Origin of the sequence: Zavarzinia sp., assembly GCF_041650655.1 — a bacterium.
Classification (GTDB): domain Bacteria; phylum Pseudomonadota; class Alphaproteobacteria; order Zavarziniales; family Zavarziniaceae; genus Zavarzinia.
On record NZ_JBAZKR010000158.1, the window covers coordinates 1 to 6,896 of the forward strand.

General features: G+C 66.5%; 8 protein-coding genes. 5 read left to right on the top strand and 3 right to left on the bottom strand.

Translation table 11 applies throughout. From position 1 onward, the window contains the following. Positions 1–420 (bottom strand): hypothetical protein (locus tag WC493_RS21030; RefSeq protein WP_373068214.1); only part of this gene is annotated, 420 nt, incomplete at its 3' end. A gap of 168 nt (positions 421–588) precedes the next feature. Beyond that, positions 589–933 (bottom strand): DUF3301 domain-containing protein, encoded by a 345-nt coding sequence (locus WC493_RS21035; RefSeq protein ID WP_373068216.1) that lies wholly within the window; start codon positions 931–933, stop codon positions 589–591. Between the two features lie 127 nt (positions 934–1,060). Between WC493_RS21035 and WC493_RS21040 the strand changes: the two genes are divergently transcribed. The 4 genes from WC493_RS21040 to WC493_RS21055 all read left to right on the top strand — a co-directional run bounded on the left by WC493_RS21040 (position 1,061) and on the right by WC493_RS21055 (position 3,917). Then, on the top strand, positions 1,061–1,492 hold the full coding sequence (locus WC493_RS21040; protein WP_373068218.1) for a PGDYG domain-containing protein: 432 nt from the start codon (positions 1,061–1,063) through the stop codon (positions 1,490–1,492). 144 nt (positions 1,493–1,636) lie between these two features. After that, on the top strand, positions 1,637–2,965 hold the full coding sequence (locus WC493_RS21045; RefSeq protein ID WP_373068220.1) for a sensor histidine kinase: 1,329 nt from the start codon (positions 1,637–1,639) through the stop codon (positions 2,963–2,965). Further along, on the top strand, positions 2,962–3,666 hold the full coding sequence (locus tag WC493_RS21050) for a hypothetical protein (RefSeq protein ID WP_373068222.1): 705 nt from the start codon (positions 2,962–2,964) through the stop codon (positions 3,664–3,666). Before WC493_RS21045 ends, WC493_RS21050 begins: the two co-directional genes overlap by 4 nt. A gap of 20 nt (positions 3,667–3,686) precedes the next feature. Beyond that, the gene (locus tag WC493_RS21055; protein WP_373068224.1) at positions 3,687–3,917 is read left to right on the top strand and encodes a nickel-dependent hydrogenase large subunit; all 231 of its coding nucleotides are present in this window, start codon (positions 3,687–3,689) and stop codon (positions 3,915–3,917) included. On the opposite strand, the gene WC493_RS21060 is transcribed toward WC493_RS21055, so the two are convergent. Next, positions 3,912–5,531: an NAD(P)/FAD-dependent oxidoreductase gene (locus WC493_RS21060; RefSeq protein ID WP_373068226.1), complete on the bottom strand. Its 1,620-nt coding sequence runs from the start codon at positions 5,529–5,531 to the stop codon at positions 3,912–3,914. The genes WC493_RS21055 and WC493_RS21060 overlap by 6 nt on opposite strands. Before the next feature lie 179 nt (positions 5,532–5,710). Here WC493_RS21060 and WC493_RS21065 point away from each other — a divergent pair, with 179 nt between their 5' ends. Further along, positions 5,711–6,532: a thioesterase family protein gene (locus WC493_RS21065; RefSeq protein WP_373068228.1), complete on the top strand. Its 822-nt coding sequence runs from the start codon at positions 5,711–5,713 to the stop codon at positions 6,530–6,532. The last annotated feature ends 364 nt before the right edge of the window (positions 6,533–6,896 follow it).

The following is a 6,896-nucleotide window of genomic DNA, read 5'->3' on the forward strand; positions in this document are numbered from 1 at the left end:
GCCGACCGCAATCGCTAGCAGGCTGCCCGCGATCAGTATCCTGCGCACGCTTTCCACCAGCAAGACTTCAACGGCATGCGGCATATTCAGGGGAATTGCCGCGGCAACCCGCTCCGCATCGATTTGCGCATTCAGGACAAAGACCGAAAAACCCGCCGCGAAAATCGACACTGCACCGATTACATATCGAAAGCGATGCTCCGCTGCTACCGAGTCGCGGGGCGTCGCGAGCCATTTCGTGGCGCTTCGCGTGGATATCCAGCGGTTCATGAATTCACAGACCTGGCGCGTTCGCGCGTGGTCGGCGATGAGCCCGACGCCGACCGCGAAGGCGACGATTCCGAATACGAGGAAGACCCGGTAAACGAAGGTGATGAAAAGCTGGACGACAGTGTTATCTGTCATGACTTGGTCGATCATGGTGGTCTCCTCCAGGAAAGCGACGGCGGCGCCTTCGAATCCAGGAACCCATTTGCTCCGCATATCATACCCGCGGTCCGTCGCGGTGACCATGCGACGCAATGACAGTGCGATTGCGGCGCGCGGAGCGGTTTTAGCCCGCCGAGGTCTGCCTCAAGGCGCCGAAACTCAGCTCCAGGGGCCTCGAATGACCTTTCCTTCCGGCGCCTCCGTCAGGTTCAGGTTGATCACGAGCACTCGATTGCCCAGCATGGCAATGCTTCCCGCGCGGCGGTCGTTGCCGGTATCGCTGTACTCGAAGTCATAGCTGCGGCGGATGCGCATGACGCCTTCCCGGTCGCGACCCAGGCTGAGCCGCTGGATGGCAACGGTGTCGTCGAGCAGCAGCAATTGTTCGGCGTTGCAGGCGGCCTTGGCCGCGGCGACGGCCGTCTCGCGCGCCTTCAGGCTGTCCAGCCACAGCCAGCCGGTCGCGGCCAGCAGCATGAAACCGAGAACATCGAGCAAATCCATGCGAGTAGCCTAACCCAAATCTTGCGGCGGCCACGGTGCGTTCCGGCATTTCTCAAGCAGGGCCCGAGCTTCATCGCCCGCCGCGAGTGTGAGACACTTCCACGCCCAGCATTTTCGCCGACCCGCCATGCTCGAACTCAAGAACATCGACCTGACCCAGGACCCCGCCGCGTCGTCTTTCGTCAAGGACGAGGTCGTGGATGTGGTCTTTGCCGGAAAGGCAGGCGAGCTGATCAGCCGCGAAGGCCCCAATCGCTTCGCAGCGGGCGATGCGCTGATCACCGGCTCGACCGGCGACCGCTGGAGCGTTTCGCGCAGTCGCTTCGATGCCAAGTACCTGCCCGTGGCGCCCGTCAGGGCCGGCGAGGACGGGCGCTACCGGTCACGGCCGGTCCCCGTGCTGGCGAAGCAGATGGCGGAAGCCTTCTCGCTTGCGCGCTCGTCCGGCGGCGATCTGTTGCAAGGTCATGCTCGCGACTGGGTGCTGCAATACGCGCCGGGCGACTTCGGGGTCGTGGAAGACGCGCGATTCCGCAAGGTCTATCGTCCGCTCGACTGACGCCGCCCGCCATCCGCCGGCGAGGGTTTGCCCTTGCCGGACAGGGTAGGGTACATTTCACCGATGAACGAAGAATCCCCTTCCACGGCGATTGGCGACCCGTCCGGCGCGTCATCAGGCGGCGGGTCCGAGGAGCCGCGCTCGGTGCTCACCGTCGAAATGCTCGCGGCCGCGGCCAGCACTTCGGCCGAGGACGGCATCTGGCTCGACGTGATCCGCAAGATGGACGAGGTCTATAACGACCTGCTCCAGTACGAAGTCGCGCTGGAAGAAAAGAACGCCACGCTGGAAGACGCCCAGCAGTTCATTTCGTCGGTGCTGACCTCGATGTCGGACCTGCTGATCGTCTGCAGCCGGGCCGGCGTCATCGAGAGCGTCAACGAGGCGCTGGCCTCGCTGCTCGGCGTCGATGCGGCCTCGCTCTATGGGCGGACGATCTTCGACCTGTTCGCCGACGAGGAATCGCGCGAAGAGGCCGGGCGCCTGCTCTCCGACCAGAGCAGCCACGCCGTCGAGGACATCGAGATGCAGTTGAAGGCCGCCAATGGCACCGCCATCCCGGTTTCGCTCAATTGCACGCCGCGCTACAACGGCGTCGGCAAGATGCTCGGCCTCGTCATCACCGGCCGCCCGGTGGGCGAACTGCGGCGCGCCTACCAGGCGCTGCGCCGCGCCCACGAAGACCTCAAGACCACGCAGCAGCAACTGATACATTCCGAGAAGATGGCTTCGCTCGGCCGTCTGGTGGCGGGCGTGGCGCACGAGCTGAACAATCCGATCAGCTTCGTGTACGGCAATACCGTGGCGATGAAACGCTATGCCGACCGGCTCACGCGCTACCTTGCGGCGATCCACGGCGACATGCCGCGCGAAGAGCGCGAGGCCCTGCGCCGCGAGTTGCGCATCGACCGCCTGCTCGACGACCTGCCGTCGCTGATCGACGGCACCGTGGAAGGCGCGGAGCGCACCCGCGACATCGTCGATGCGCTGAAGCGCTTCTCGGTCACCGACCGTGACGAGCGGCAGCCCTTCGACCTGGTCGAAGTGATCCAGCGCGCCGTGCAGTGGGTCTGCAAGGCCACGGCCAACCAGTTCGAGGTGAGCCTGAGCCTCCCCGAGTCGATCACGGTGCCGGGCTCCGCGGGCCAGTTGCAGCAGGTGGTCATGAACCTGGTGCAGAACGCGGCGGACGCCACGGCGAATGCGCGCGAGCGGCGGCTGGAGATATCCGGACGCGTCGAGCAGGGCGAAGCCGTCATCGAATTCCGCGACAGCGGCCCCGGCATTCCCGCCGAAAACCTCGACAAGCTGTTCGATCCCTTCTTCACCACCAAGCCGGTGGGGCAGGGTACGGGTTTGGGGCTGGCGATCAGCTACGGCATCGTCGAGCGCCACGGCGGCAAGCTCACGGTGAGCAACCATCCGAAGGGCGGCGCCCTGTTCAGCCTGCGTCTGCCGATGGTTGCCGGATGAGCACAGGCATCGATCCCGGCTGCGTGCGGTTGTCGCTGCGCAGCGACAACGGCCGCGTGAGCGAGGTTCGTGTCGCCAGCGATCGCCCCGTCGTGGCGCACTATCTGCGCGGCCGTGCGGCGGACGATGCGGTGCGCCTGGTGCCGCTGCTGTTCGCCCTCTGCGGCCAGGCGCAGGGCCGTGCCGCGGCGCTGGCCCTGGCGGCGGCGCGCGGCACTGACTATCCGGCGCAACTCGATCCGGCGATCGAGCGCGAAGCCCTGCGCGAACATTTGTGGCGCTGGCTGCTCGACCTTCCGCCGATGCTGGGCGAGGCAGCGATGCGCGAGGAATTCGTCGCGGCGGCGGGCTGGGTGGGCAGCGGGCAGCGCAACGAACTGGCGGCGCTGCTGAACGATTCGCGGATCGAAAGCCTCCGGCAAAGCCTGGCCGCCATGGAGGATGCGAGCGGGCTTGCGCCGCGCTTGTTGCCCGCGCTGGACGCGCGGGCCTCGATAGACGCATGGCCACTGCTCGATGCGGATTTTTGCCGCATGCCGCACTGGCAGAAACCGGCGCCATCGCCAGGCAAACGCACGGTGAAGGACCGACGGCCCAGGCATTTGCGGCGCGCTGGCTGGCGCGCCTTGCGGAGTTGCGCGACTGGGCGGCGGGCAGCTCAAGAGTCGGCGCCGGCGGCACGGCGAGTGCTGCGCAATTGAGTGCGGGAAGCGGGCGCGCATTGGTCGAGACCGCACGCGGCCTGCTGATGCATGAGATCGTGCTCGATGGCGAGCGGATTGCCGACTACTTCATCGTCGCGCCCACCGAATGGAATTTCCATCCGCAAGGCCCGCTGGCCGGCTGGCTCATGGGGCGCGCTGCCAACGATCGCGAGGCCGTGCAGCGCTTCGCCGCGCGCGCCGTGGCGGCGCTGGATCCCTGCGTGCGCTGGGAACTGAAGTGGCTATGAGGTCTTGCCCGCGGTCAGGCTCAAGGCCACAGCCTCGGCGACCTTGATGCCATCGACCGCCGCCGAGAGTATGCCTCCGGCGTAACCGGCGCCTTCGCCGGCCGGAAACAGGCCGCGCGTGCTGAGGCTCTGGAATTCGTCGTCGCGCGTGATGCGGATCGGCGACGAGGTGCGCGTTTCGACGCCGGTCAGCAGCGCATCGTCCATCGCGAAGCCGGCGATCTCGCGGCCGAACGCCGGCAGCGACTCGCGCAGCGCGGCGACCACATAGTCGGGCAGGCAGCGCGCGAGGTCGGTCGGATGCACACCGGGCGTGTAGGACGGCACGACCGAACCCAGTTCAGTCGACGGACGGCCGGCGAGGAAATCGCCGACCCGCTGCGCCGGCGCGTCGTAATTGCCGCCGCCGGCTTCGAAGGCGAGGCTTTCCCAGTGGCGCTGAAAGGCAATCCCGGCCAGAGGATCCGTGTCGCTGCCGGGGTAATCCGCGGGGGTGACGCCGACCACCAGCGCGCTGTTGGCGTTGCGCTCGTTGCGCGAATACTGGCTCATGCCGTTGGTGACGACGCGGCCCGGCTCCGACGTGGCGGCGACCACCGTGCCGCCGGGACACATGCAGAAGCTGTAGGCCGAGCGGCCGTTCTTGCAGTGATGCACCAGCTTGTAATCCGCCGCGCCGAGCAGCGGGTTGCCGGCGTTCGGGCCCAGGCGGGCGCGGTCGATCAGCGACTGTGGATGCTCGATGCGGACGCCGATGGAAAACGGCTTGGCCTCGATATGCACGCCGCGTTGATGCAGCATCGCAAAGGTGTCGCGCGCGCTGTGGCCGACCGCCAGCACGACATGAGTGGCGGCGAGGGTTTCGCCGCCGGCCAGGCGCAGGCCGCGCACCCGGCCCTGCTCGATGAGGACGTCCTCGACGCGACTGCCGAAGCGGATCTCGCCGCCCAGCGCCTGGATCTCGGCGCGCATGTTCTCGACCATGCCGACCAGCTTGAAGGTGCCGATGTGCGGCTTGGCGACGTAGAGGATTTCCGCCGGCGCGCCGGCCTTGACGAATTCCGTCAGCACCTTGCGCCCGCGGTGGCCGGGGTCCTTGATCTGGCTGTAGAGCTTGCCGTCGGAGAAGGTGCCGGCGCCGCCTTCGCCGAACTGCACGTTGGATTCCGGATTCAACTGCCCCTTGCGCCACAGGCCCCAGGTGTCCTGGGTGCGCTCGCGCACCGCCTTGCCGCGCTCGAGGATCAGCGGGCGAAAGCCCATCTGCGCCAGGATCAGCCCGGCGAACAGCCCGCAGGGGCCGGTGCCGATCACCACCGGCCGCGGCTCGGGCGCCGGCGCCGGCGCCCTGGCGACGAAGTGGTAGCCGGTGTCCGGCGTCGGCCCGACATTCCGGTCGCCGCGCAGGCGCGCGAGCACGGCCTTTTCGTTCTTCAGTTCGATGTCCAGCGTGTAGATGAAGACGATGGCCGACGGCTTGCGCGCGTCATGGCTGCGGCGAAAGATCGAATAGCCGACGAGTTCGTCCGCAGCGATCCCCAGACGCTTGAGGATCGACGCATGCAGGTCGTTGTCGGTGTGGTCGAGGGGGAGCTTGAGTTCGGTGAGTCGCATCGAGGGCGCGGCAGCAGGGAGCGAAAGGCCGTCATTTTATCTGCGGCGGCAAGCGCTGGGCCCGGTCGTGTCAACAGTCGGCGTCGGCGACACGGCGATTCGGGACGCTTCGCCGGCGCCGCCCTGGGTTGGCCGGGAAATATCTTGGAGATTTAAAGCAGTTTCAGCGAAAATGCGCCATGACCCGCGCCGACGAACTCACCCATCTGCCCGCCGCCGCCTTCGCCGAACAGGGCGACGGCAGCTTTCGCGCCAGCGGCCTCACGCGCGGGCCCTGGCATCCGGACCACGAGCACGCCGGCCCGCCGATCGCGCTGGTCATGCGGGCGATCGAACGGGCCGCCGCGGCGCTGGAGCTCGATCACATCGGCCGATTGACGGCGAACCTGTTGCGCCCGGTGCCGATCGCCGACCTGTCGGTGGCGGTGACGACCGAATATGCCGGGCGCAACGCCGCGCACCTGGCGGCGCGCCTGCTGTCGGGCGGCAAGGAGATCGCCCGATTCACCGCGCTGGCGCAGCGCAGCGCCACGCTGGAAATGCCCGCCGGGTTGCCCGGCCATCCGCTGCCGCAGGCGCCGGCGTCACCCGCCGATTCGCCTGTGGTGCGCTTCCCCTTCCTGCTCGACATGATCGGCTATCCGGATCTGGTGGAAACCCGTCTGGCGACCGGCGACTTCTTTCGCGGCCCGTGCGCCGTGTGGTTCCGCCTGCGCCATCCGCTGGTCGCAGGCGAAACGCCGTCGGCCTACCAGCGCGTCGCGGTGGCGGCGGACTCGGGCAACGGCATCAGCGCCATTCTGGATTTCGACCGCTACACCTTCGTCAATTTCGACCTGACCATCAACTTGCTGCGCCGCCCGATCGGCGATTCGATTTGCATCGAGGCGCAGACCATGATCGGACCCGACGGCGGCGGCCTGGCGGAATCGCGCATCTACGACGAAGCCGGCCTCGTCGGCCGTGGCACGCAGAGCTTGCTGATCCGCTTGCGGGAATAGTGTTGGGCGGCGAGCTTGCGGCGGGGGTGGTGAATTTTCGTTTGCGGTGTTTTGCCTGACCTCGAGGCTGCTCCAAACCAGTCACTAGACTATGCTGAAGACAATTCGAGGCTGACCCCTTTGATTTAGAGTTGCCGCATAACGTGGAGTGGACGCGCCTGCACGGCTTTTCGCGCAGGTGGTTTCGAGCACAGGGTTATGCATATGGAAGGATGACTGGCATCTAGGCCCACTTCACCACTGAGTACAAGTAGCACCCAAGCTTCCAGTATGCGACGACAAGGAGAAACGCTTTCGCATAGAAGAAAATGTATGCGAGAAAGTTGACCCATGAGCTTTCATACAGTTCAGACTCTTCTGTAAT

Excerpts from the sequence above, each read along its gene's own strand:
- WC493_RS21050 (WP_373068222.1), top strand. The coding sequence starts at position 2,962 with ATGAGCACAGGCATCGATCCCGGCTGCGTGCGGTTGTCGCTGCGCAGC.
- WC493_RS21060 (WP_373068226.1), bottom strand. The coding sequence starts at position 5,531 with ATGCGACTCACCGAACTCAAGCTCCCCCTCGACCACACCGACAACGAC.
- WC493_RS21040 (WP_373068218.1), top strand. The coding sequence starts at position 1,061 with ATGCTCGAACTCAAGAACATCGACCTGACCCAGGACCCCGCCGCGTCG.
- WC493_RS21065 (WP_373068228.1), top strand. The coding sequence starts at position 5,711 with ATGACCCGCGCCGACGAACTCACCCATCTGCCCGCCGCCGCCTTCGCC.
- WC493_RS21035 (WP_373068216.1), bottom strand. The coding sequence starts at position 933 with ATGGATTTGCTCGATGTTCTCGGTTTCATGCTGCTGGCCGCGACCGGC.